This is a genomic window from Gilliamella sp. LMG 34361, from assembly GCF_984569075.1.
Map to the genome: position 1 here is coordinate 1397979 of NZ_OZ474903.1, position 26207 is coordinate 1424185.

18 protein-coding genes, 1 tRNA gene and 1 pseudogene are annotated in these 26207 nt (G+C 35.3%); 14 read left to right on the forward strand and 6 right to left on the reverse strand.

Annotated elements, in window-relative coordinates; all coding sequences use genetic code 11:
• Window positions 1–28: 28 nt before the first annotated feature.
• Window positions 29–518: pseudogene (locus tag AC5LXI_RS06720) on the reverse strand (helix-turn-helix domain-containing protein).
• 297 nt (window positions 519–815) lie between these two features.
• On the opposite strand from AC5LXI_RS06720, the gene AC5LXI_RS06725 reads away from it, so the two are divergent.
• Window positions 816–3020, forward strand: a complete 2205-nt coding sequence (locus AC5LXI_RS06725) for a hypothetical protein (protein ID WP_493444093.1) — start codon at window positions 816–818, stop codon at window positions 3018–3020.
• Window positions 3021–3650: 630 nt separating this feature from the next.
• Here the strand turns inward: AC5LXI_RS06725 and AC5LXI_RS06730 are convergent.
• A tRNA-Val gene (locus AC5LXI_RS06730) sits at window positions 3651–3727 on the reverse strand.
• Between the two features lie 299 nt (window positions 3728–4026).
• On the opposite strand from AC5LXI_RS06730, the gene recQ reads away from it, so the two are divergent.
• From recQ to ruvB, 5 genes are all read left to right on the forward strand, one after another.
• Window positions 4027–5856: a DNA helicase RecQ gene (recQ, locus tag AC5LXI_RS06735; RefSeq protein WP_493444094.1), complete on the forward strand. Its 1830-nt coding sequence runs from the start codon at window positions 4027–4029 to the stop codon at window positions 5854–5856.
• A gap of 264 nt (window positions 5857–6120) precedes the next feature.
• Window positions 6121–8199, forward strand: a complete 2079-nt coding sequence (dnaX, locus tag AC5LXI_RS06740) for a DNA polymerase III subunit gamma/tau (protein ID WP_493444095.1) — start codon at window positions 6121–6123, stop codon at window positions 8197–8199.
• A gap of 33 nt (window positions 8200–8232) precedes the next feature.
• Window positions 8233–8571 carry a YbaB/EbfC family nucleoid-associated protein gene (locus AC5LXI_RS06745; RefSeq protein ID WP_065578932.1) on the forward strand — a complete coding sequence of 113 codons (339 nt, stop codon included), beginning with the start codon at window positions 8233–8235 and terminating at the stop codon, window positions 8569–8571.
• Window positions 8572–8734: 163 nt separating this feature from the next.
• Entirely contained in the window at window positions 8735–9343 is a 609-nt protein-coding gene (ruvA, locus tag AC5LXI_RS06750; protein WP_493444096.1) for a Holliday junction branch migration protein RuvA, read from the forward strand.
• Between the two features lie 18 nt (window positions 9344–9361).
• Window positions 9362–10366 carry a Holliday junction branch migration DNA helicase RuvB gene (gene ruvB, locus AC5LXI_RS06755; RefSeq protein WP_493444097.1) on the forward strand — a complete coding sequence of 335 codons (1005 nt, stop codon included), beginning with the start codon at window positions 9362–9364 and terminating at the stop codon, window positions 10364–10366.
• Window positions 10367–10450: 84 nt separating this feature from the next.
• Here the strand turns inward: ruvB and cysK are convergent, their stop codons facing one another.
• The 3 genes from cysK to yfbV all read right to left on the reverse strand — a co-directional run bounded on the left by cysK (window position 10451) and on the right by yfbV (window position 12878).
• On the reverse strand, window positions 10451–11416 hold the full coding sequence (gene cysK, locus AC5LXI_RS06760) for a cysteine synthase A (protein ID WP_493444098.1): 966 nt from the start codon (window positions 11414–11416) through the stop codon (window positions 10451–10453).
• A gap of 504 nt (window positions 11417–11920) precedes the next feature.
• Window positions 11921–12448 carry a primosomal replication protein PriC gene (gene priC / locus AC5LXI_RS06765; RefSeq protein WP_493444099.1) on the reverse strand — a complete coding sequence of 176 codons (528 nt, stop codon included), beginning with the start codon at window positions 12446–12448 and terminating at the stop codon, window positions 11921–11923.
• Complete coding sequence (gene yfbV / locus AC5LXI_RS06770) at window positions 12435–12878, reverse strand: terminus macrodomain insulation protein YfbV (RefSeq protein WP_493444100.1); 444 nt, start codon at window positions 12876–12878, stop codon at window positions 12435–12437. The genes priC and yfbV overlap by 14 nt, the downstream gene beginning before the upstream one ends.
• A gap of 193 nt (window positions 12879–13071) precedes the next feature.
• Here yfbV and AC5LXI_RS06775 point away from each other — a divergent pair, with 193 nt between their 5' ends.
• Window positions 13072–14277, forward strand: a complete 1206-nt coding sequence (locus tag AC5LXI_RS06775) for an acetate kinase (RefSeq protein WP_493444101.1) — start codon at window positions 13072–13074, stop codon at window positions 14275–14277.
• A 67-nt stretch (window positions 14278–14344) separates the two neighbouring features.
• The gene (gene pta, locus AC5LXI_RS06780) at window positions 14345–16495 is read left to right on the forward strand and encodes a phosphate acetyltransferase (protein WP_493444102.1); all 2151 of its coding nucleotides are present in this window, start codon (window positions 14345–14347) and stop codon (window positions 16493–16495) included.
• 1197 nt (window positions 16496–17692) lie between these two features.
• Here the strand turns inward: pta and AC5LXI_RS06785 are convergent.
• The gene (locus tag AC5LXI_RS06785; protein WP_493444103.1) at window positions 17693–18175 is read right to left on the reverse strand and encodes a hypothetical protein; all 483 of its coding nucleotides are present in this window, start codon (window positions 18173–18175) and stop codon (window positions 17693–17695) included.
• 201 nt (window positions 18176–18376) lie between these two features.
• Between AC5LXI_RS06785 and rnr the strand changes: the two genes are divergently transcribed.
• The 6 genes from rnr (at window position 18377) to AC5LXI_RS06815 (ending at window position 26199) form a co-directional block, all read left to right on the forward strand.
• Window positions 18377–20827 carry a ribonuclease R gene (rnr, locus tag AC5LXI_RS06790; protein WP_493444104.1) on the forward strand — a complete coding sequence of 817 codons (2451 nt, stop codon included), beginning with the start codon at window positions 18377–18379 and terminating at the stop codon, window positions 20825–20827.
• The gene (gene rlmB / locus AC5LXI_RS06795) at window positions 20828–21580 is read left to right on the forward strand and encodes a 23S rRNA (guanosine(2251)-2'-O)-methyltransferase RlmB (RefSeq protein WP_493444105.1); all 753 of its coding nucleotides are present in this window, start codon (window positions 20828–20830) and stop codon (window positions 21578–21580) included.
• 25 nt (window positions 21581–21605) lie between these two features.
• Entirely contained in the window at window positions 21606–22217 is a 612-nt protein-coding gene (locus AC5LXI_RS06800; protein ID WP_493444106.1) for a hypothetical protein, read from the forward strand.
• 251 nt (window positions 22218–22468) lie between these two features.
• The gene (locus AC5LXI_RS06805; protein WP_493444107.1) at window positions 22469–24568 is read left to right on the forward strand and encodes a BglG family transcription antiterminator; all 2100 of its coding nucleotides are present in this window, start codon (window positions 22469–22471) and stop codon (window positions 24566–24568) included.
• 18 nt (window positions 24569–24586) lie between these two features.
• Window positions 24587–24889 carry a PTS sugar transporter subunit IIB gene (locus AC5LXI_RS06810; protein WP_493444108.1) on the forward strand — a complete coding sequence of 101 codons (303 nt, stop codon included), beginning with the start codon at window positions 24587–24589 and terminating at the stop codon, window positions 24887–24889.
• Window positions 24890–24909: 20 nt separating this feature from the next.
• Window positions 24910–26199 (forward strand): PTS sugar transporter subunit IIC, encoded by a 1290-nt coding sequence (locus tag AC5LXI_RS06815; RefSeq protein WP_493444109.1) that lies wholly within the window; start codon window positions 24910–24912, stop codon window positions 26197–26199.
• Window positions 26200–26207: the final 8 nt, after the last annotated feature.

The window sequence follows — 26207 nt, forward strand, 5'->3', positions numbered from 1 at the left end:
TAGGTATTTATTAAAATTCTGTATTAATTTAATTGGTTAATGTTTGTTGTCGTTTTGCTTGCTTCAGCTCTTCTAACTTTTTTAGAACAGCATTTTCTGCTCGTAAATAAGCAATTTCTTCTTTTAATGCTTCAATTGTTTTTTCATCATCACTGGTTCAATACGGGTTTGCTTCATACAGGGTCTTCCTCTGGAACGATATTCAAGCCCTCGGAAGCCTTTTTTATGATATCTATCAAGCCAAACAAATAGAAGCCCGGGGGAACTTAAATTAAGCATAGCACTAGTGTGCCCGAGAGACCAATTATTTGTCCACATTAATTTTAGTGCTTGTAATCTTGCTTCGGCATCACGTAAATGGGTTGAAAGGCGTTACCACCATGAATCGCAACCACTTGGGACCAATATCGAATCTGACGAGCAGATATCGCCTATTTTTTAGATAGAATTTCCGATGATTCTCCTGATAAGAATTCATTAGCTATGATAATTTTTAAATCTCGATTATATTTTGACATAAAAAGACCCCCAGTAATTGGTTGTCCAACTATTGGGGGTCACTTCATCGTCAAGGTTTTTATTAATATTTTATATTATTGAAATAACATTAACTGCGCCATTTGTAATCTTTTTTATTACATATCTATTCATTAACTCACTTTTTTATTTTGTGTCATTATCTTTCGCGAGCCATTCTATGAAAGGCAAATTCAGTGCACTGCACTGAATAAAATTCGCACAAACTAAGCATTACAACAATTAACCTTTTCAATTACCTTATTGGTGATTTGAAATTTTATTTTAAGGATGAGTATATGAGTGAAAATTTAACTAATCATCAGAGTACGGCCAGTTCTGAAACTAATGCGAAATCACCTACTGATACAACGAAAGTAAGCGCTGACAATACAAAAAAGTGGACGTCAACTATTACTGGTAATAACGTATCGAATAACCCTCAAAGCGTGAAGCATTATGGCGAAGAAAATCAAAGCATTAGAAATGTTGGGTATCCGATAAGTCCAAAGGATGCTACTAATAAAGATTATGTTTTAATTAATGACATTGTTTCTGATCTAAGTTTAGATTCTAGAAATGTTTGCTATTCACAAAGTAAAAAAATCTTTGTGCCTAAAGGTATTTCAGTAAGATGCAATTTATTACCAACGGATGATGTAAGGAAATTTGTAGGGCAAGGAAATTTATTAACTAAAGATCCTTGGGGTTATGAACACGTTTTTAATATTGATAAAGCAATAAATGGCTCAAATTTTGGTGTTAAAAATATTATTCATCAAGCGGCTAGTAGAAAAGGCGTATCACCATGTTCGGTAGGCGTGGTTGGGGATTCAATATCTGACGGCGCTTGGGGTAAACAATCGTGGAGAGAAAATCCGAATTCTGGGGCTCCAGATTACAATTTATCTTCAACTAACTACAATCATTCGTATGCCGGTGGTAGTCATAGCTGGGCTGCTCATTTTGAACAATCGGCTAAATATATTGCCTCCAGATGGTCACCTTATGCATTTTTAAATCTATTCAATATTTCGTTAAATAGTATGAAACTAATCGATGGTTGGGCTTATAGAAATTTTGATTATGGTTTTTTTCAAAATTCAGCATACGGAAATACAGCGCCTGACTGCTTGCTTATCGCAATGGGATGGAATGATGTACCTAAGGATTTTAATCAATATTTAGATTCATTCGATGCGCTTATAAGGAAAGCATGGGGGTATGGTTGCGCGGTAGGTTGTGTGACAGTAAATCAAAATAATGAGCTAAGAAGCGCTTTCGAACAATCCCTTAAATCTACGATTTTTGAAAACTATCCTAAAGTTGAATATTACGATTTATCTGAATATTTATTTAAAAAAGCATCAAAAAGCATTACAGATAATAGCTTGTTTTATATAAAATCGGATGGTTCTTTTGATACGACACATCCTCAAGAATTTGGGCAAGCCGTAATGGGTGATGCGTTCTCTTATGAAATATTTAAAAATTCATATATACCTTCATTTTGCCCAGGAGAAAAATTGTTATCAAGCACTGCTCCAAAATTTTGGGATTGCGTAACGTTATCAAATAAACATATTCAATTTAACTTTGTAAAATCCTCAGGAAGTATTGGATTAAATCAATTTGGTTATGATGCTGTTGCATCGATTGGCGCCGGCTCTAATGTAACCCTCAACGTATTAGTTTTTTGTGAAAAAGCTAATACTACACTTACAGTGTTGGAAAGTGGTACTTTTAAATTTACAAACAAAAATAGATATCACAATATTTCAGTGTTTTCAAATACAGGAAAGAGTTTTGGTGATTCAACACGTGACAATTTAAGATATTTGTGTAAAAGAAAAAGGCTTGCCTCTGGTGTATTAAACGTAAGCAAGCCACTTACCACATATGTGTGTAAACTTGAATATGGGTTAAACCGGATTGAAATTATTTACGACGGTTCACCATCAGAAATAACATGCCCAATTTTGATTTTTGGCGATTATTCAACCCATGGAATTAAATTTGATAATATTCGTTTAGCAAAAAAAACATCCAGTCATGCTCCGTTTGTTGATAATGAAAATATCAATACGATAGGTAGTAACGTTTTTGATGGTTTTCCTTTTTCTAAATTACCTAATTGGTTTGCAGATAGTAGATTGTATGCAGGGTATATTTCTGTTAACGAACCGTTAAGTGATAAAACAGGTATTTTATTAAATTACGATTCTGTATTTAATGATGCGATTTGTATTTATCGCGATGGGGACATATTGAAAGTTGGTACAATGATTAATGAATCTTTAACACTTGAAAATACTCAACTTAAGGGCGCTGAAACGTTTAACATTTATTCTTATCAATCCGGATCAGAAACTCAAATAGTCATTAATTCTGGAAATGAAACAGTAATAAAAAAATATCCTATAAATGGAGGAGTAATTGGTGTTATTAATGATAATAGCTATAATAGGTTTTTTAATTTATCAGCACAATATCAGAAGCTGTAATTTACTATCTATTTGTAATTATATTTCACATACAGAAACATAATATAATTATAAATAGATTCTTGATTTATTATCGCTTTTTGCATCAATCAATGGTATTTTTTACGGTATTTGTTTTTCTAACTTTTTTCATTTTGTCTAATAATTGCTTTATTAATTGTTATAACTTAATCCTGCAAGGAAATTTAATGTGTTAATCAATTCAATATAATTATTAATATTGAAGCAATTATTAGACATTTTTGGTAATATAAATTCTCATTAAATTTCTTTTTTACCCGTCCATATTCTGCTTTTTGATCATTTTGAGTATTTTTGGTTAATTATTTTTGCTAATTATATAATCAGCTCTCGAAATTAAAGGTTTCTTTTTTATTCATATTATTTAAAGGGGAAATTCATTCTAATATGAACCGGTGTATTTTATCATGAGATTAAAAATAGTTAGTTTTATATATCATAAACTAAAATATTTTTATGTGAATTTGTGATATTAATATTGTGAAGTGGATCGCAAAAATTAGATATTTTGATATTAAAAATACAAACTTATTGCCGGAGGCCTTACCCCAACAGTTTTTTTAAGAAAATTGCAATTTCTTGTAAGGCTTGTAGAATAAGATTTTAAATTGGTACGCCCGGGTGGACTCGAACCACTGACCCCCACCATGTCAAGGTGATGCTCTAACCAACTGAGCTACGGGCGTATATTTTGAAAACACGCAAATATTAGCGGGCAAATAGTTTTGTTTCAAGTAAAATAATTAAAAATAGCTGTTTTTTTAATCTGTCGAGCTGAATTGATGATAAAATAAACAAAATCATTATTGAAAATTCGAATATTAGTCACATTTTTATAATTCTATTTTCACTAATTCATGTGTTTATTAGAGCTGGATTCTATTTTTATTATAATTTGTAAGTAGATGTAAATTCACTGTGGTTTGTTAGTTTTAAATTAGCTATACTCCACGTTTTCGTTAAGTTATTACTGGTTCAGGGTATTATGTCATTTAAAGATCAGATTGAAGATGTTCTGCATAATGTTTTTGGCTATAAATCATTTAGGAATCAACAAAAAGAAATTATTGAATCAGTGATTGACGGGCGTGATGTTTTAACTATTATTCCGACCGGTGGTGGTAAGTCCCTCTGTTACCAAATTCCGGCGGTAGTTTTGCCTGGTACGGCTTTGGTGATTTCTCCTCTTATTTCTTTAATGAAAGATCAGGTCGATCAGTTATTAGTGAATGGTATTCCTGCTGCGTTTTTAAATGCGACTCAAACAGGAATTGAACAGAAAAATGTTATTGAACAGTATTTAAGCCACTCGATTAAGTTGTTGTATATTTCACCTGAGCGGTTAGCATTGTCATCGTTTGGAGCTCTGCTTGAACAGCATCCCCCATCTTTAATTGCAATTGATGAAGCGCATTGTATTTCACAATGGGGGCATGATTTTAGACCTGATTATCGTCAATTGAATCAATTATCAAGGCGCTTTTCCAAAGTACCAATCATCGCTCTTACCGCCACTGCCGATAAGATGACGCAACAAGATATTCTTAACCAGCTTAATTTAGTCAATCCGTTGGTTGTCGTTCGCAGTTTTGACCGGCCGAATATTCGTTATACTGTGGTGGAAAAATTTAATCTTACTGAACAAGTAGTATCATTTATTGAGACGCAAAAAGGTAATAGTGGTATTGTTTATTGTTCTAGCCGCTCTAAAGTTGAAGATATGACAACAAGGCTTGTTGCACGAGGTTTTTCGGCTATTGCTTATCATGCCGGATTGTCTACAAATGAGCGGCAAAGCGCCCAGGAGAGTTTTTTAAAGGATAATACCCAAATTATTGTGGCAACAGTTGCTTTTGGTATGGGGATCAATAAGCCTAATGTGCGGTTTGTTGTTCATGCTGATTGCCCGCGTTCAATTGAAGCCTATTATCAAGAAACCGGTCGTGCTGGTCGTGATGGTGTACCCGCAGAAGCTATGTTGTTATTTAACAGCAAAGATTTAAATTGGTATCAACGTCAGATCGCCGAAAAGTATGATAATGATCAGAAGCAAGTAGAACTTCATAAAATTCAAGCCATGGAATCGTTTGCGCAATGTTTGACTTGTCGGCGCATTGTGTTGTTAAATTATTTTGGTGAACAACGTATGGAGCCTTGTAATAACTGCGATATTTGTCTTTATCCACCTGAGCAATATGATGCATTGATTGATGCGCAAAAGATTTTGTCTTGTGTATATCGAGTTGAGCAGCGTTATGGTGCTCAATATATTATCGATATTCTACGTGGTTCAGGGCGTTCGCAAATTAAAGATAATGGTCATGATAAATTGTCGGTCTATGGGATTGGTAAACAGCACTCTTCTGATTACTGGCATAGTGTGATTAGACAGTTAGTTTTTTTAGGGTATTTGCGACAAAATATTTCTACGTTTACTACTTTGCAGTTGACTGAAAATGCACGAGCAATATTAAAAGGCACGATGAAGTTAAAATTAACAAAACCACGATTAGAAATTGTTAAAAAGAGCCGCTTAAATCGTTATGCTCGGGCAATTAATTTAACCACTATTTTATCCTACGAAGAACGGATCTTATTTAATAATCTTAAGCGATTACGTAAACAGATTGCCGATATGGACGATATCCCTCCTTATATTGTATTTAGTGATGCTACTTTGCTTGAAATGGTGCAAACCATGCCAGAAAGTAAGAATCAACTGATTAATGTATCGGGTGTCGGTAAAATTAAATTGGAGAAATACGGTGATCTATTTTTAGATGAAATTAATAATTTTATGATTAAAGACATATAAGGCCGTGAGTTATGATTTTTTAATCGGTTTATTAATTAAAAAAGTTGAGGAACGGGGTTTTTGAACGAAAAATCCCAAGTTGATGAAGTTAATTATCACATGGTTTGTCAAACTCGTGTTTTTTTATAATAAGAGTTGTTTTTCAAAATATTTTTAATTAACAAGATGTTGTTTATTATTAACTCGATTATTGGCATCTTAAAGACTAATTTAACTGTTTATGGTATCATTAGTAAAACTTAATAGTAATAAGTAATGGTGATTATGAGTTATCAAGTTTTAGCGCGTAAATGGCGACCAAAATCATTTTGTGAGGTGGTGGGGCAACAACATGTTTTGAAGATTTTATCTAATGCCCTATCTCTTGGTCGAGTGCATCATGCTTATCTATTTTCTGGTACTCGAGGTGTAGGAAAGACGTCAATCGCTCGTTTGTTAGCTAAAGGCTTAAACTGTGATAGTGGTATTACGGCAACACCTTGTGGTGTTTGTGATAATTGTCGCGATATTGAGCAAGGTCGTTTCGTTGATTTGTTAGAAATCGATGCTGCTTCACGGACTAAAGTCGAAGACACACGTGAAATTCTAGATAATATTCAATATTTGCCAACCAAAGGGCGTTTTAAGGTTTATTTGATTGATGAAGTGCATATGTTGTCTCGTAACAGTTTTAATGCATTATTAAAAACCTTAGAAGAGCCACCGGAACACGTTAAATTTTTGTTGGCGACCACCGATCCTCAAAAATTACCTATCACTATTTTGTCTCGATGTTTACATTTGCATTTGAATGTGCTTGATAGGTCATTAATTGGTGGTCAGTTAAATCATATTTTGCAATTAGAGCAAATTGAGGGTGAGCCAAAAGCCATTCAGTTGTTAGCAAAAGCCGCTAATGGTAGTATGCGAGATGCATTAAGTTTGACCGATCAGGCTATTGCACTTGGTAATGGTAAAGTTGATACGGTTTCAGTCGCATCTATGCTTGGCACCCTAGATAAGGCAATCCCTTTTGCATTAGTTAACGCACTCTATCAAGGGGATGGTAATTCATTAATGCAACAAATTGAAGCGGCGGCAATGCAAGGAGCTGATTGGGATAACTTATTAGCGGAAAGTATCGCGTTGTTACACCAAATTGCATTATTGCAGGTGGTACCAACCGCTTTAGGCGATTATACAGATAGTGAGGAGCAGTTGCGTTTTTTAGCACAATATATGGCTCCAAATGATGTGCAATTATTCTATCAAATTTTATTAATGGGTCGCAAAGAACTTGCGTTTGTGCCGGATAAAAAGATGGGCGTTGAGATGAGCTTTTTACGTGCGTTAGCTTTTATGCCTAAAGATGAATATTTGACTACTGCTTCTACAGTTAAAGCGCCTGCAGGGGGGAAACCGACTGCCCCAAAGTCTAGTCCGTCAAAAGTTAAGTCTACACCAGCATTAGAAGCCTCTGCGATAACGTCGCCGATTTCTGCAATAAAAGACGCAACTTGTTCGTCAGTTGAATCAGCGACTCTACCACAATTATCAGTCAATAATAATGTTAATAAACAAGTCGATCAAAATAATAATGATGTACCACCTGTATCTAATCCTACCATGTCGCTGCCTGATGATGCTTCATCCATCACTAAAAATATCCTAGAGATGCGAATGCAGTTAATGAAAGGGGAACAAAATCCAAAAAAGCCTGAACAGGTTGGTATCAATCAACCATCAAGCAATATTGTTAACTCGATATTAAACAAGCAGGTTGCCAAATCAGAGGTTAATGCAGTAGCGGTTGATGCGGTCGAAGATGAAAAGGAAATTACTGCAGAAAATTATCAATGGCAGTCGACAGGGCTGATTGAATCTAAAAATGAGACAGTCATTGATGCTAAGTCAGTTAGGGAGTCCCTTAAAGTTGATAAAACGCCAGAGATGACCAAAAAATTGATTGAAGAAATGGTTGAAAAAGATGCTTGGAGTGCTGAAATTGAAAAATTGGAAATTGCGCCGTTAATTAAACAAATTGCGATTAATTCGTATCCTGAAATAGTTGATGATAATCGGGTTGTTTTGCATACCCGTTCGGCTGTTAGGCATCTAACTAAATCATCCGAAAATTGTACTAAGCTGCAAACCGCGATGTCGACTTATCGTCGAAAGCCACTTAAATTAGAGATTGAAATTGATGATAGTAACAATATTAGAACACCTTTAGAATTGCGAGAAGATTTATATCAACAAAAGCTTGAGCAAGCTAAACAGACAATTTATGAAGATCCTAAAGTTGACACGATTTGTCAATATTTTGATGCTAAGATTGATGAATTGAGTATTCGTCCTGTATAATTACAGACTAATTGTTTTTAAAGAGGAATTATTATGTTTCCAGGTGGAAAAGGTGGTTTGGGCAATTTGATGAAACAAGCTCAACAAATGCAAGCGAAAATGCAGCAAGCTCAGGAAGAGATTGCTAAATTAGAGGTTACCGGTGAGTCTGGCGCGGGCATCGTTAAGGTTACAGTTAATGGTGCACATAGTTGTAAACGAGTCGAAATAGATCCCTCTTTATTGACCGAAGATGATAAAGAGATGTTAGAAGATTTGATCGCTGCTGCTTACAATGATGCCACTCGTCGTTTGGAAGAAGCTCAAAAAGAGCGTATGGCTCAAGTTACTGGAGGCATGCAGTTACCACCCGGTTTTAAAATGCCATTCTAATATGAATAATTAACTCTACATTTTCAGATTCGCATTGCCGACTTGTGTCGGCACGTTTTTTATTAATTGCCTGTCTATTTATACAGTTTATCTTTATTAATTTTCTCCTATCAGGTAAACTACAGTTGTTTATTAATTCCCATTAATTTATTAAGGATATATTGTGATAGGTCGTTTACGTGGAATCATTATTGAAAAACAACCTCCAAAAGTATTGATTGAAGTTGGTGGTGTTGGCTATGAAGTTTTTATGCCAATGACCTGTTTTTATGAGTTACCTGATAATGGTAAAGAAGTGATTGTGTTAACTCATTTTGCCGTCCGAGAAGATGCTCAAGTATTATATGGTTTTAATCATGAACAAGAGCGAGAGTTGTTTCGTGAGTTAATTAAAGTTAATGGTGTTGGGCCAAAATTAGCGTTAGCGATTTTATCTGGAATGTCCGCTGGTCAATTTATTAGTGCGGTTGAACAAAGTGAGATTAAAACCCTAGTTAAATTACCAGGCGTTGGTACCAAAACGGCTGAACGATTGATTGTTGAGATGAAAGATCGTGTCAAAAGATTCAATGAAGAGTTAGTAAATGTGAACGCAACTCTAGAGACCGGCAGCGTTAAAAAATCAACAAATCAAATTGAAGGTGAAGCGGTTTCTGCACTTATTGCTCTTGGTTATAAACCACAAGAAGCGAGTCGTATTATTAGTAAAGTTATGAAGCCAGACATGGATTGTGAAATGCTAATACGTGAAGCATTAAAGTCAGCATTATAAAGAAAGTAAGGATCGATGATGATTGAAGCGGATCGTTTAATTGCACCACAGGCTCAAAAAGAAGAAGAGTCGCTAGATCGAGCTATTCGTCCTAAATATTTGGATGAATATATTGGTCAACCTCAAGTGCGTGAGCAGATGAAAATATTTATTCAAGCAGCTAAGCAACGCAGTGATGCACTTGATCATGTTCTAATTTTTGGTCCACCAGGCTTAGGTAAAACAACATTGGCCAATATTGTCGCTAATGAAATGAATGTAAATTTGCGCACAACTTCTGGTCCGGTGTTAGAAAAAGCAGGTGATTTGGCGGCAATGTTAACCAATTTAGAGCCAAATGATGTATTGTTTATTGATGAAATCCATCGTTTATCCCCCGTTGTTGAAGAAATCTTGTATCCTGCCATGGAAGATTATCAGCTAGATATTATGATTGGTGAAGGTCCTGCTGCACGCTCAATCAAAATCGATTTACCACCGTTTACGCTCATTGGCGCAACCACACGAGCTGGTTCATTAACATCGCCATTACGTGATCGTTTTGGAATTGTGCAACGCCTTGAGTTTTATCGGGTTGAGGATTTGGAATATATCGTAAGTCGTAGTGCAAAATTTTTAGGAATGGATCTTTCTAAAGAAGGAGCTTACTTAATTGCTAAACGTTCTCGAGGTACCCCTCGAATTGCTAATCGTTTATTACGACGGGTTAGAGATTATGCTGATGTGAAATCTAAAGGCGTTATTGATGAACGTATTGCCACTCAAGCTTTAGATATGTTAGATGTTGATAATGCGGGCTTTGATTATATGGATCGTAAGTTACTACTAGCTATTATCGAAAAATTTATGGGGGGGCCAGTTGGATTGGATAATATTGCAGCTGCAATAGGCGAAGAACGTGAAACTATTGAAGATGTGTTGGAGCCTTTTTTGATTCAACAGGGCTATATTCAAAGAACGCCAAGGGGACGAATTGCAACACCGCATGCTTATCGACACTTTGGTATTGTTCAAGATGATTAACTGCACTAATTGACATTCAGTTTTAATGACAGAATATTTAATAAAACACCGCCGATTGGCGGTGTTTTGCTTGTGTAGTATAAATTAACCAAGTTCTTTTTCAGTAAAAATACCACTAAATAAATCAGTACTAAGATAACGTTCACCTGAAGATGGTAAGATAACCACGATGGTTTTATTGGCATTTTCTGGTAATCGCGCTAAGCGATCTGCGGCAAATACTGCCGCACCGGATGAAATTCCCGCTAAAATGCCTTCTTTTTCCATTATTATACGTGCGGTTTCGATGGCTTCTTCGTTAGAGACTCTTTCGACCAAATCAATCAAGCTTAAATCCAAGTTATCAGGAATAAATCCGGCTCCAATACCTTGTATTTTATGTGGTCCTGGTTTGATAGGTTCACCGGACAGTGCCTGAGTGATAACAGGAGAAGTAGATGGTTCAACCGCGACAGCAGTAATGTTTTTACCTTGAGTATTTTTGATGTATTTTGTTACGCCAGTAAATGTTCCACCGGTCCCTACGCCAGCAACGAAGATGTCGACTTGCCCATCAGTATCAAGCCAGATTTCTGGTCCTGTGGTTTTTTCGTGTATTTCCGGATTGGCGGGATTACTGAATTGTTGAAGCATGATATTGTGTTTTGGATTGCTGGCGACGATCTCCTCAGCTTTTTCGATTGCGCCTTTCATCCCTTTGGCCGTTTCAGTTAATACTAGGTTAGCACCTAACGCTTTTAGAAGTTTGCGACGTTCAATACTCATGCTCTCAGGCATGGTTAAGGTTAATTTGTAACCACGAGCAGCAGCCACAGCAGCTAATGCAATACCCGTATTACCACTGGTTGGTTCAATAAGTTCAACATCAGAGGTGAGCAAACCTCTTTTTTCGGCATCCCAAATCATATTTGATGCAATACGACATTTTATGCTGAAGCTAGGATTACGAGATTCGACTTTGGCTAATATGTTACCTTTACCAAAATGTTTTAATCGAACTAGAGGTGTGTGGCCAATAGTTTGTGAATTATCATCAAATATCTTACTCATGCTTGGATCCTTTTATTGCTTAATGACAAATAGCATCATTTTGTTAGTGCTAATAAGTAATATCAATTATAAATGTAACGATGAAAGATGGAACTAATTAATAATTATAACAATATGCAATTTGGTAATAAGCAAAAAAATAATGAGAAAAATTACTGATATCAATGGTGATACATAGCTAATTTGAAAAACTTGCGAGTTGATAAATTCTATTTTCCAGTAATAATAAATCAAGGTTTTTCATTTAATATGGATTTCTTATTAAGTAAATTGGTCATATTTAAAAATTTGAATTTACACCGTCTCATGTTATGTCTTTTAATGACCATTAGGTTAATATAGATAACCCATAATTTATGACGAGAATATAAATATTTGTATTATTTTATTATGCTTCTATTACAACATAGGTAATTTTGAAGCGATAATCAAATTAAAATCGATTACTTATCTATCTGATTGAATAATTGAAACTAATAATTAGCGTTATGGTAACGTTTTAAGTTAATCAAGTATACAATTTTCTATGTCTAACTCAATCTTTTTTATAGCTTGTTCACAGCGGGATATGCGATTATCTAAGGTGGCTATTTTAGTGTGATCTATCGATTCTGTTGAAAGTTCAAATTCGTATTTCATTTCTTGTAGTCGTCGCAGATAATCTAAATGTCTAGAGTGTTTTTCAGCTAATGTTTCGTGAATAATATGCTCAGTGGTACGTTTACGTAAATGCCGAGTAGCAAGTTCACGAGTAAGTGCAGTGATTTGGTCAATTAACTTTTCAGACAAAAATTCGATTTGTGAGTGTTTATATGAGAGCGCTGCATCATTAAGCGCTCGGTAGGTTTGTTTTATTTTGTCAAGATAGAATTGATTGTTGGTTTCAATTTTGCTGGTGTAAAATAGATGCTCATCAAAATAATGTTCTTGATAAAATTGTTGATCAGATAGGCTGATTTGCTGTTCAAGTTCATTGATTTGATTTTTTAATTTTTCCAAAAATTTTTGCATGGATATATCAGTTGTTGTCATCTTGTCCAAAGTAATTATCTAAATGAATTTTAGATAAGTTTAAAAGTTTCATTAACGATTCAAAGGTTAATTTTTCATTAGGATTCCTATTTGGACTTAATACCTTCTTTTCAATTAGTTGTGATTTGATACGATTATAACTATCAACTAAGTTGAGAGGTAATGGTGATTGAGAGCGATAGCCTAACCATAAGATCCCTTGAATAGGTAAGCTTAAGGCAAATAAAATAGTAATGAGTGTAACCGCTAATTGTGCAGGTAAATAATATTGCCAAAGAATTAAGCCGATGATGATGGGCGGTAAAATTTTTTTTGTCATTTTGATGTAGTTAATCACTTTTAATTCCGGAAATGAATAGTATAGCGCCCTGTCTTTTGGGCAAATATCTATATATCTTTGTCCTGCCTTAAAAATTTTAACTAAGTTCATCTGGTTTGGATTCCTCGACATTCACATTTTATTGTCTTAAAATAGTACTATTCAAATTGGGGGCTCTCTTTATTTTATATCAAAATTCAAGATATCAGAAGTCGCCTTGTATAACACATTGATTATTTAATTATGTGTAGAGTTACCAAGTTTGATTGGTATAAATCTTTTTATTTAATTTATAGGAATTACTATGTCATCAAGTAATAATGCTCTTGTTCTGAATTGTGGAAGTTCATCTTTAAAATTCGCTATCATAAACCCTGAAAATGGCGATGAATTTTTATCTGGCTTAGCTGAATGTTTTCACCTTCCTGATGCCCGTATCAAATGGAAATTAGATGGTGAAAAGCAAGAAGCTTCTTTGGGTCCTGGCGCTGCGCATAGCGAAGCGATTAGATTTATCGTTAATAGTATTTTTCCACAAAAACCAGAATTATTAGACAGTATTAAATCAATTGGGCACCGTATTGTTCATGGCGGTGAAAAGTATACCCAATCAGTTGTGATTGATGATTCAGTTTTAAAAGGTATTGAAGAAGCATCAGCTTTTGCTCCTTTACATAATCCAGCTCATTTAATTGGTATTCGTGAGGCTTTTGCTGCATTTCCAAATTTAAAAAATAAAAATGTTGCCGTGTTTGATACCGCTTTCCATACTACAATGCCAAAAGAAGCCTATTTATATGCAATTCCTAACGAATTATATACTAAACACGGCGTTCGTCGTTATGGTGCTCATGGTACTAGCCATTATTATGTAAGTCGTGAAGCAGCAAAATTATTAAATAAACCTGTTGATCAAACCAATGTGATCACCTGTCATTTGGGTAATGGAGCTTCAATTACTGCTGTGAAGAACGGTAAATGCGTTGAAACTTCTATGGGCTTAACGCCACTTGAAGGCCTTGTTATGGGCACTCGTAGTGGTGATATCGATCCAGCTATTATGTTCTTCTTACATGACAATTTAAATATGTCAGTTGCTGATATTAATAATCTATTAAATAAAAAATCAGGTTTATTAGGCTTAACCGGTGTAAGTAGCGATTGTCGTTATGTAACAGATAATGCAGATAAAGATGAAAATGCGAAAAATGCTTTAGAAGTATTTGTTCATCGTTTAGTAAAATACATCGGTGGTTATGCAATGTTATTAGATGGCCGTTTAGATGCTATCGTGTTTACTGGTGGTATTGGTGAAAATGCTGAAGTAATTCGTCGCAAAACTTTAGAAAAATTAAGCATACTTGGTTTTGAGCTTGATCAAGAACGCAATTTAGCGGCACGTTTTGGTAACGGCGGTGTCATCACTAAAGATGGTTCAGCTATCGCAATGGTTATTCCAACTAACGAAGAACTTGTCATTGCACAAGATGCTGCACGCTTAACAGCTTAAGGATTTTGAAACCGCCGATAAGGCGGTTTGTTTTTGGATTTAACAAAGAATTAAGAGGAAACTTATTATGTCTCGTACCATTATGCTTATTCCAACTGGTACCAATGTTGGATTAACAGGTGTAAGTCTTGGTGTTATTCGAGCAATGGAACGTCAAGGTATTAACTTGAATGTATTTAAACCAGTTGCTCAACCAAGATCAGGAGGGGATGCACCTGATAATACAACGACTTTAGTTAGTAATAATACATCGATTCCTACTTTAAAACCTTTAAAAATGAGTCATGTTGAAAACTTATTAGGTTTAAATCAACAAGATGTGTTGATGGAAGAAATCGTTGCGCTTTACGCAGAAAATACTAAAGGTGCTGATGTTGTTTTAGTTGAAGGGATCGTACCGACCATTGATTATCCATTTGCTAATGAATTAAATAATAATATCGCGAAAACCTTAGGTGCAGAAATTATTTTTGTTGTCAATATGGGTAAAGATAACCCAGAACAGTTAAAAGATCGTATTGAAATTGCTCGTTCTAATTTTGGTGGCATCAAAAATGATAAAATTATTGGTGTAATTGTTAATAAAGTGAACGCACCAGTTGAAGAGCAAAATCTTGCACGTCCAGATGTGGTTGAAATTTATCATACGCCTAAATTTGATGGTAAGAAAATTACAATTAAGGATTTAAGTGAGCATAGTCCATTACCGGTACTTGGCTGCATTCCTTGGAATATCGATTTAAGTGCTTGTCGAACTTTTGACATTGCTAACCATTTAGAAGCTAAAATTATTAATGAAGGTGGCATCAAAAATCGTCGAATCAAACATGTTTCTTTCTGCTCTCGTAGCGTTCCCAATATCATTAATCACCTTCAACCAAACGCGTTATTAGTGACCTCTGCCGATCGTGCTGATGTTTTAGTCACTATTTGTTTAGCTGCAATGAATGGTGTTGCTATTGGTGGTGTTCTATTAACGGGTGGTTATGATATTGATGAAAAAATCTATAAATTATGTCAACCAGCTTTTGATACCGGTTTACCTGTATTTACTGTTAAAACTAATACCTTCCAAACTTCAATTAACTTACAACAATTCAATTTAGAAATTCCGGTCGATGATAAAGAGAGAATGGATAATACCCAAAACTTTGTTGCCGATCATATTGATGCGAATTGGATAAAATCATTGAACGAAGTAGTTAGTTCAGCTCGTCGCTTATCACCACCAGCATTCCGTTATCAATTAACTGAACTTGCACGTAATGCGAAAAAAGTAGTGGTGTTACCTGAAGGTGATGAACCTAGAACAATTAAAGCTGCTGCGATTTGTGCCGATCGTCAAATTGCTAAATGTGTGTTAATTGGAAATCCAGATGAAGTACGCAAAGTAGCGGCTTCTCAAGGTGTTACTTTAGGTGCGGGTGTTGAAATTGTCGATCCAGATCGCATTCGTGATAAATATGTACCGCGTTTAGTTGAATTACGTAAAAATAAAGGTATGACCGAAGTTATTGCGCGCGAACAATTAGCGGATAATGTGGTACTTGGTACAATGATGCTAGAAGCAAATGAAGTTGATGGTTTAGTCTCTGGTGCAGTCCATACCACGGCTAATACTATTCGTCCTCCACTACAATTAATCAAAACAGCACCAGGCAGTTCACTTGTGTCATCAGTGTTCTTTATGTTGATGCCAGACCAAGTTTATATCTATGGTGACTGTGCAATTAATCCAGATCCGAACGCCCAAGAACTTGCTGAAATCGCAATTCAATCAGCAGATACAGCTATTGCCTTTGGAATTGAACCACGTGTTGCGATGATCTCTTATTCAACAGGCAGTTCAGGTCAAGGCGCGGATGTTGAAAAAGTGAAAGAAGCAACTCGCATTGCTCAAGAAAAACGCCCAGATTTAATGATTGATGGACCGTTACAATATGATGCAGCAGTTATGCCTGATGTGGCTAAATCTAAAGCACCAAATTCTAAAGTTGCAGGTAAAGCGACAGTATTTATTTTCCCGGATTTAAATACTGGTAATACTACTTACAAAGCCGTACAACGTTCAGCTGATCTTGTTTCAATTGGGCCTATGTTACAAGGTATGCGTAAGCCTGTTAACGATCTATCTCGCGGCGCTTTAGTTGACGATATTGTTTATACTATTGCATTAACCGCTATTCAATCCGCACAAGAACAAAATACTGGTAAATAGTTAATTTATCTTCTAATTTATGAGAGGTTTTTTGATAACCTCTCATTTATATCTGTTCAACAAATCTTATCATTTATAAGTGGCGAAATCAGTTAAGGATGATGTAAGTTAAATATCTTTTAGCGCTGTTTCTTATTCAAATCCTATCTATGGTAAATTAATCTATTTTAACAAAAGCATCAAAATGGCTATGCCAATAATTAAAATATAAGGTAAATCAACTAATGAATTGGCTTAATGTCTATTCTATTTGAAAAGTGATATTAACACTATACACCTACAGATAGTTTTCATTACTAATGTTTGGTAAAATGTATGGGGAAAACATGAACGCAAATTAATTAATAAACTAAAAGTATTGGTGATTTTATTTAATTCAATAAATCATCAAGCTATTATCATTATCAATTTTGTATAATGTAAAAATATTTTTTTATCACAGCCCCTTTTTCTTCTTCTACTTAAAAAATCCACTACGTTTAAGCTAAATGTAGCTTGCGAAGTATTGTACCTTTGCATATGCTGACAACTGAGATCATACTTTATATATTTGGTAAAGCTATTTTTTTATGTTTAACAAATAATAGGCGATAAGTTAAAGTTGAACTATGGAAAAAGAAAGTCTCGTACTGATTACTGTGAGGAGAGACAAATAAATTTTTCTAAAAAATTGAACATTTGAGCAAAACGGGATGGCCATAAGGGGCCAAGTATCTGAACTGATAGAGTAATTGTTAAAGGTATCGTTAATACCTCTAACTCAGAAATTGCCTTCGAAATGAAAAAAACACCCAAGAATTAAATGTCCTAAACGGCGCGGAGCTAAAAATTATGCATTAAAAAAAGTTGAGGAACGGGGTTTTTGAATAAACACTTAGTTTCTAATATGCTTTGTTCAATGAGTTTATTTAATTCGATTTTTAATTTATAATATTCTGATAATATTATGTATTTTTATAAGAACGACAATTAAAAATTGCCGATATTAATTATCAATTATTACACCTCTTTTGTTTAGATTTTGAAAAAAATAATCTGATTTAAGTTTCTCTGATTTTGCGTCAAAATAATAATCAACCATTTTATCATCTGGACTAAATATATACATAAAATACCTGTCGTTAGATTCACCTTCTTGATAGCCAACAGCAATAAAATGATCTTCATCTAGCCAAAAAATGGCTTCTAAAAATTGGCTTATACCAAAAAAAGCACGATTCTTTTAGTTTTATTTTTATGATCGATTAAATAGATTTCTTGGCAATCCTCGTTGCCATAAAAAATATATTTATCAGATTGCGTTTCATGATAAATAGCTAAAAAACTGATATATTTTTGTTTATTTGGTGAATAGTCATACATTTGCGGTATGTAAACATCATCACTAGCATAATCAAACCTTTGGGTATAAATGCCCTGATCATTTTTATCAAATGGCCAAGAACTTGTATTTCCAGTATAAAAATTTGCTATATCTAAATGATAATAATCGAGCCAATTTTTAATTAAGGGTTTAATCTTCTCAATTGTGGTATTAGATATTTTTGTTTGATTTCTAAACGGATCTGATGCTTGATTTTGTTGCTGCAGATTAATCGATTTGAGTTTATCGGAAGCCATAGTTGATGATAAAGAGCTACTTAACCAAACAAAGACAGTTAAAAAAATAATAGATTTCATGTGGTAAACCGATCTTTTTTTGAATACGTAATTAATAATTATGTAATCTAATGTTAATTATTTAATTTAAGAAATCATAACTTTAAAATTATACTGTAGTTAAAATAACTTATATTTCGCTAATAATCGGTTGGATGTCGATTTTAAGTTATGCAACTCTATGTTATCCTAAACTCAACATTCGATCACAGGACGCTCCATATGATAAAAGATCCATTTTACGATCGTGAGGCGCAAAAGTATGACTCGCCGATCGCAAGCCGTGAACTGATTTTGGATTATCTAACCCAAGAAGCAAAACCAGCCAGCTTAGAGAAAATAGCTAATGCCGTATCAATCAAATCTGATGAGCAGAAAGAGGCTTTACATCGCAGATTGCGGGCAATGGAACGTGATGGTCAGGTAGTGTATACCCGGCGTAAATGCTATGCCTTGCCAGAAAAATTCGATATGGTTAAGGGTAGTGTGATTGCTCATCGTGATGGCTATGGTTTTCTGCGAGTTGAAGGTAAGCCGGAAGACTATTTCTTGTCACATGAGCAGATGAAAAAGGTTTTACAGGGCGATGTTATATTAGCACAACCAATTGGTAGCCAATACCGAGGTAAGACCGAAGCGCGCGTGGTGCGGATTTTAGAACCCCGCACTAATCAAATTGTTGGTCGTTATTTTATTGAGCAAGGCGTTGGCTTTGTGGTGCCGGATGACAGTCGATTGAACTTTGATATTTTAATCGCAGGTAAACCAAATCGCACCGTAAGAATGGGGTCGGTTGTGGTAGTTGAATTACAACAACGTCCTGAGCGACATCAAAAAGCGGTCGGCGTGATTAAGGAAGTACTTGGCGAAATTATGGGAACCAATTTAGCTATCGATATTTCATTACGTAATCATGAAATCCCTTATGAATTTCCTAAAGTGGTTGAAAAAGAGGCCAGCAAATTTAGTGAGCAAGTACCAGAAAGCGCCAAAAAAGGCCGTAAAGATCTACGCGAGTTGCCGCTAGTCACCATTGATGGTGAAGATGCGCGAGACTTTGATGATGCGGTCTATTGCCAAAAGAATCGCGGCGGTGGTTACCGTTTATGGGTGGCGATAGCTGATGTGAGTTATTATGTGCGACCAACTAAAGGGTTAGATAAAGAGGCTTGTTTGCGAGGGACTTCCGTTTATTTCCCATCGCGGGTGATCCCGATGTTGCCGGAAGTGTTATCCAATGGTCTTTGCTCACTCAATCCGCAAGTGGATCGTCTGTGTTTGGTGTGTGAAATGACGGTATCGAATAAAGGGCGTTTGACCGGTTATCAATTTTATGAAGCGGTTATGAATTCACATGCCCGATTAACTTATACCAAAGTAGCCAAAATTTTGGAGGGCGATAAAGAGCTGCGTGAACATTATCGTGAGTTGGTTCCCCATCTTGAAAATCTTTATGGGCTTTACAAAGTGTTAGATAATGCCCGAGTTGCTCGTGGCGCAATTGGTTTTGAGTCAGAAGAGCCAAAATTCATTTTTAATGCAGATAAACGTATTGAGAGTATTGAATTAGTGCAGCGTAATGAAGCACATAAAATTATTGAAGAGTGTATGATTTTAGCCAATGTTGCAGCAGCAAAATTGGTGATTAATGCTGAGATTCCGTCTTTATTTCGCGTGCATGATAGACCGGATGAAGATCGCATGAACAATTTACGCAGTATTTTAAGTGAACTCGGTTTATCACTTGGCGGTGGTGCAAATCCAACACCTAAAGATATTGCCAAATTAATGGTTGATGTTGAAGCAAGACCCGATCATGAGATGTTACAGACTGTAATTTTACGCTCAATGAAGCAAGCAATTTATGATCCCGAAAATCGTGGTCATTTTGGCCTAGCGCTTGACGAATATGCCCATTTTACCTCGCCAATTCGTCGTTATCCGGATTTGTTATTACATCGTGCCATTAAATGGGTACTGGCTAATGAACAACATAAAACCAGTAAAACTGGTGGACATCGTTATACCACTAGCGAAATGCTTTATTTTGGTGAACACTGCTCAATGACTGAACGTCGTGCGGATGAAGCCGTGCGTGATGTGGTTGATTGGCTAAAATGTGACTATATGCAAGATCATGTTGGTGAGGTATTCAATGGTACTATTTCGAGTGTGGTTAATTTCGGCTTTTTTGTCCGGTTAGATGATCTGTTTATTGATGGTTTAGTGCATGTTTCGTCGCTAGAAAATGATTATTATATTTATGACGCATCCCGTAATCGTCTAATTGGTGAGAATACTCGCTTTAGTTATCGTTTAGGTGATAAAGTTCAAGTAAAAGTCGATAATGTTAACCCAGAAGAGCGTAAAATTGATTTTTCTTTGGTCGGCAGTAATAATAAGCCACAACGCCAAGGTAAGACGGCAAGAGATAAAGCTAATAAAGCTGATATAAGTTTTGCTGCTGATTTACCAGTAAAACGCAAAGCTAAAATTCAAACAGATAGCAAAAAGAAAAAAGCGAACGCTAAAGTAGCAAATAAAGCAGAAGCTAAAGTAAAAAGTAAAAAGCGCACAAAAGCTAAAGCAAAATCTAAAGCGGCATCTAAGACTAAATCTAAATCAGCATCGACATCAATATCAAGTAATAAGAGAAAAAAGAGTAATTTATAGATGAGTGAAACAGTATACGGTATCCACGCCATTGAAGCATTGTTAACGCGTGCGCCAGAAAGAATTATTGAAGTTTTTATCGCTAAAGGTCGAGAAGATAAACGCTTGACAGCACTTGTTCAAGAATTAGAACAGTTAGGTTTAACAGTGAAAGTAACCAATAGACAATATCTAGATGAAAAATCAAAAAATGGTGTTCATCAAGGTATATTAGCGATGGTGAAACCAAGCCGTGGTTATCAAGAAAATGATATACCATTATTGATGGAACAACATCCCAATCCGGTTATCTTAATTTTAGATGGTGTGACCGACCCACATAATTTAGGTGCCTGCATTCGTACCGCTGATGCTGCTGGTGTCAATTTTATTATTGTGCCAAAGGATCGCTCTGCACCACTTAATTCGACAGCGCAGAAAGTCGCATGTGGTGCCGCTGAGAGTGTGCCAGTAGTTAGGGTAACCAATCTTGCTCGTACTATGCGAATGTTGCAAGATGAATATCAAGTCTGGATTGTGGGTACCGCTGGTGAAGCGACAAATACACTTTATCAAACCGATTTTTATAAAAGTTCGAAACCATTACCACTGGCTTTGGTGATGGGCGCAGAAGGTGAAGGTATGCGTCGATTAACCAAAGAGCATTGCGATGAGTTGGTGAGTATACCGATGGCAGGAATTGTCTCTTCGCTTAATGTGTCGGTTGCCACTGGTGTTTGCTTATTTGAAATTGTTAGACAAAGAAATAGATAGTTAGAGCTATAGCATGTTAGGATTTTTGAAAAAATTATTATCAAATACGAAAGAACAGAGAGCCCCAGCGCTTTCAGAGCGAGATTTGAATGGTCGTAATCATGTCGGTTACCCGACTATGCAATTATCTCGTGAGATTGATAGCTTAGTTAAATCGAAATATGCTCCACTTAAACGGATTATTAAAGTATATAAAGATACACTATTTTTTAAATGGGGACCAAGTATTATCAATAATACGTTGTCTGATGAACAGTTGGCTAATTTGTCAGGTCGCAACGTTCAAATGGTCTATTTATTGTTGTTCCGCGATATGTTAAGGCATATTTCAGGTTTTGCTAAGTTAAAACATTTTACCGAAGATTGGCCAGAACAATTTGCCCAAGAGCTATTAGTTAATTGTAAAATGCTTGGCGATAGTGATGATGTTGATGTGGCCAAAAAAGAGGCTTTATTTGCCAATACTGAGTTATTTGATGTTGATAATCCCATCGATCCTAAACATCCAGAAAACACAGAAATTCCCGATTGGACAACCCCTTTGGCTGAGTTGATTATGCTCAAACCTGAGATGATTTATCATTGCCATCGCCCGTTGATGGCGGCGATTTTGAAAAAGAAAAAATCAGCTCGCTAATAACTTTTATTAAAGTTAATTTAACTGTAAATGAGTCATTTTTATGATTCATTTACAGAGAATAATTCGCCACTTTTAATTTTTATCCCGCCTGAATAGTTCCCTCATTTTTCTATAATAAAACGGTACCTCGTATTTAATTACTTAATCAATAATTAATTTTTGCAATGATTTTTTGCAAAAATACCAACTAGGTCTGTCACTATCACTCACTTATACTGAATTTATGAAGTAAAAAGGTGAATGGTTATATGCGAACACGAACAATTGAAGTATTTAAAAAATTCATATCGGTTGATTATCCATTAACTATTGATGCATTGTCGGAAGAGTTTCAAATAAGTGCTCGTACAATGAGAAATGAAATTCAAGAAATTAACGATTTTCTTGAAAAAAAACAGTTGCCGCTTATTTCCTCAATTCGTAATAAAGGTTTTGTCATCAATGGCACTAATGAGCAAAAACAGTTAGTTCAAACTGCTTTACAAGCATTACCGGTTTCCCCCATTTTAAGTAAAGAAGAACGTCAATTTGATTTACTATTGTCGATTGCTTTTTCAGTTATACCAACCATTTTAAGCCATAAAGAGAATATCTATTACGTTTCTAAAAGTGTGTTAGACGAAGATATTCGTAAGCTTAAATTACGTTTAAAAAAATATGATATTGAATTGGTTAGTCAGCCTAAGTTAGGTATGCAATTAGTTGGATTAGAACGTTCAATTCGTTTAATGATGTATGAGGTGATTAACCAATATGCAAGTAATCTTGATTATAAAAAACCGTTAAATGAGCTAAGTTTAATTCAACAGCTGTTATTTAATTATATTCCGCAAACGTTGATTAATAAATTGTTTGAACTGGCAGATCAAACAATGAGTCAAGTTCATGATGAAATTTATAAACAGCAAATTGTTATTTTTACTGCAATTTGGGTCATCCGTAATCAACAACATCACCATCTCACTAAGATTCGATCCGATTTTAATCATAATGATACTGGCAATATTACCAAATTTATTCGGTTGGTTTGTCAACATGCTTCTTTACAAATTAGTCGTCAAGAACAGCAATATATTATTTATATGTTAGAAACCTTTAATACGAAGGATATTAATAATTCTATCGATTGGTTAAATGCGCAATTGTTAGCGATTAAATTGGTCAATTATGTTGAGGAAAAGACTCATATACCGTTTTCCATCAAGCAAGAGCAGTTATATGAAAATTTATGTAAGCATTTAGCAGGTTTAATTGCCCGGGTGAGCAATAATATCCACATTATTAATCCGTTATTGGATAATATTAAACAGAATTATGGTGCTATTTATTCGGCTATTTCACTATTTATACAAAATCTTGAGACTACCCTAAGTAATAAGGTGTCTGAAGATGAAGTCGCTTTTTTAACTATTCATTTTTCAGCTTTTGCCAGCGAGATTAATCAAGAGCGAAGTTACTATTTTAAAGCGGTGGTCATTTGCGATCATGGTATTGCGACGTCTAATCTTTTAGCCCAATCACTTAAAGAATTTTTTAATATTGAGATTTTAGCTATTTTGGGTCGTAACGATCAGCATTTATTGAAGCAACTTGATTTTGATTTGATTTTTTCGACTTTTCCATTATCACATTTTGAACATCCTGTTTTAGTGTTAGAACCAATATTAAAAGAAAAAAATCACCCTATTATTACTGACTTTTTAGCTAAACATCGTGATCACCAACGTATTGTTAATCACTGCACTAACGCCACTGATCTATTTTATTCCTTAGTTAATTTAATTGAAGAGAGCGGCGGTTTGGTATCGGCGCCCATTTATAACCAGTTGGAGAAGTGTTTGGCTATTAATAATCTTAAAATCAATAAAAGGAAAATCCAGCCTATGTTGAAAGATATTCTTACCGATGATGACATTATATTGCAACAAGCTTGCTCTAATTGGCAACAAGCTATCACTTTTGTTGCTCAACCTCTTTTGCATAAAAACTATATTTCAAAAAATTATGTCGATGCCATGATTAGTTCGCTTGAACAATATGGACCGTATATCGTTATCGGGAAAAATTTGGCTTTGGCGCATGCGCGTCCTGAAGATGGTGTCAATCAACTAGGACTTAGCGTGATGACCATGCGTGATCCTGTCGATTTTGGTAATCAAGATATGGGGCCAGTTAAGATCATATTTTGTTTGGCGGCTATCGATTCCTTTTCTCACCTCAATATTATGCGAAGTTTAATCGAACTGATTAATGATGAATGTAAGCTTGAACGCTTATTAATGTGTAATTGTGTTTCGCAATTTAAAGCGATTTTATTTAATGAACCAACCCCAGCTTTAACACAATAAGCTATAGGAGGATCCCCAATGAGTCAGTTATCTATTTTATTTGTTTGTGGTGCAGGTCTTGGTAGTAGTTTTGCAGCCCAAATGGCAACTGAAGATGTGCTAAAAGCTAAAGGTATTGATGCAAAATTAGATCATACTGATATTTCTTCTGCTGCGTCGATGAATGCCGATATTATTATTACCGCAGAAAATTTTCGCTCACAATTTGCCAAATTTAATATCAGTGACAATACCTCGATTGTATATCTCAAAAATATCGTTTCGAAGTCTGAAATAGATGAAAAGCTAAGTCCTGTCTTACAAAAGAAAGGGTTGCTTTAATAAGCAAATAGGAGAGCATTATGAATGTAATTAACTTCATTATTGATAATATTTTAACCCAAGCATCTATCACGATTAGCTTGATTGCAATGCTTGGACTTATTCTGCAAAAAAAATCGGTAGGGCAAACTATATCAGGAACACTTAAAACCTTACTTGGTTTTCAGGTACTTAATGCAGGTTCAAGTATTATCGTTGGTAGTTTGACCTATTTTGGCCAAATTTTTACTGCTGGTTTTGATATGCAAGGGATTATTCCTTCCATTGAAGCTATCAATGGTCAAGCTATGAATCAATTAGGTTTGGGTAGAGATATTGCCTTAACCTTTTTGATGATATTTATTTTTAATATTTTAATTGCCCGTTTTACTCGCTTTAAGTATATCTTTTTAACTGGTCAGGCGATTCTTTGGATGGCAACTATGACAACCGTGTTCGGTAATTTTGCTGGTCTTTCGGGGGTGAGCTTGATTTTAGTAGGTGGATTTATTGGCGCACTTTTCGCGGTCTTTATGCCCGCTATCGCACAACCTATTATTCGTAAAGTTACTGGTTCAAATGATATTGCACTTGGGCATTTTTGTACTATTGGTTATTTGTTTGAGGCGGGTGTTGCTTATGTTGTTGGTGAAAAAGGAGAAAATAAACGCTCAATCGAAGATATGAAATTACCAAAATCGTTTGAGTTTTTACAAGATACTTATTTGTCAGTTATGGTGGTGATGATTCCTTTATATATCATCACCGTACTTTTTGCTGGTGAAGAATATGCTTCGACACTATCTGGCGGTCAAAACTATCTCATTTATGCATTTACTCAAGCAATCATATTTGTGGTTGGCATTTATGTGTTATTAGCTGGGGTTAGGTTATTACTGGGTGAAATCGTGCCAGCTTTTAGAGGGATCGCCATGAAGATTGTTCCTAATGCGATACCTGCACTTGATTGCCCTGTGTTTTTCCCCTATAGCCCTAATGCCGTTATTCTTGGTTTTATTACCACAACTATTGGTACGGTTATTGCGATGTTAACTTTACCTTTCTTTGGCTTAGCAATGATTCTTCCTGGTATGCTGACTAACTTTTTTGCAGGTGGTACTGCTGGGATCTTTGGTAATGCTGTGGGTGGACGTCGCGGAGCTTTAATTGGTGGAATTGCCCATGGGATATTTATCACGCTATTACCCGCGTTGTTAGTAACTATCTTTAATCAAATGGGATTTGTTAATGCTACGGCAACTGATGTGGATACCGTTACGGTGGCCTTGCTTTATGCTTGGATTTTGAGCCCATTATTGAAGAATTTTTAATTAAGAGG